This window comes from Pyxidicoccus caerfyrddinensis, assembly GCF_010894405.1.
GTDB classification, from domain to species: domain Bacteria; phylum Myxococcota; class Myxococcia; order Myxococcales; family Myxococcaceae; genus Myxococcus; species Myxococcus caerfyrddinensis.
Window position 1 is genome coordinate 1 of sequence record NZ_JAAIYA010000122.1, and the last position, 656, is coordinate 656.

The window sequence follows — 656 nt, forward strand, 5'->3', positions numbered from 1 at the left end:
GCCGTCTGCGGGCCGGCAATCTGCGGCAGCGGCGTCAGCCGGCGCGGCCGGAAGGGCACCGCCTTGGGCAGCAGGTGGAACTGGTTGCGGTACAGGCCCTGCAACGACTCGCTGCCTCCCGACACGTCCGGCTGCACGCCCGAGTGCACCACCTCCGTGATGACGTACTCGCCCGCGAAGGTGCCGTCCTCCGCCGCGTCCAACTCCAGCACGTACCCAGGCGTCAGCCGCGGCGCAATCGCCTCGCCCGTCAGCGTGCGGCTCCCCACTCCCGCGGCCTCCGCGCGCACGCTCGCCGCCGCCTTGCCCACCCCCGGCGCCACGTACCCGGCCGGGTAATCATAGATTTCGAGCGCGGCCAGGCCATCTGTCGCCTTGCCCTTGCCGGAGATGTCGACGGCGGGCTTCTCGAAGTCGAAGTCCTTCAGGTGCACCGCGCCCGGACGCAGCCGGTGCACCATCTCCAGCGCGTAGACGAACTCCCCGTCCACCGCCTCCTTGCCCATGCGCGGGCGCAGGGGCAGCGTCTGCCCTTGCGGCAGCGGCGCGTGCGCGCTGGGCTTGTCCCCCAGCACCAGCGTGTGTCCCGAGTCCGTGTGCTCGAAGAAGTAGAAGATGCCCTCCCACTCCATCAGCCGGCTGACGAAGGCGAAGTC

The 656-nt window shown here is 70.9% G+C and carries 1 protein-coding gene; it reads right to left on the reverse strand.

Features of this window, described 5'->3' with window-relative positions; genetic code table 11:
* Positions 1-656 (reverse strand): contractile injection system protein, VgrG/Pvc8 family (locus G4D86_RS51780; RefSeq protein ID WP_275899252.1); only part of this gene is annotated, 656 nt, incomplete at both ends.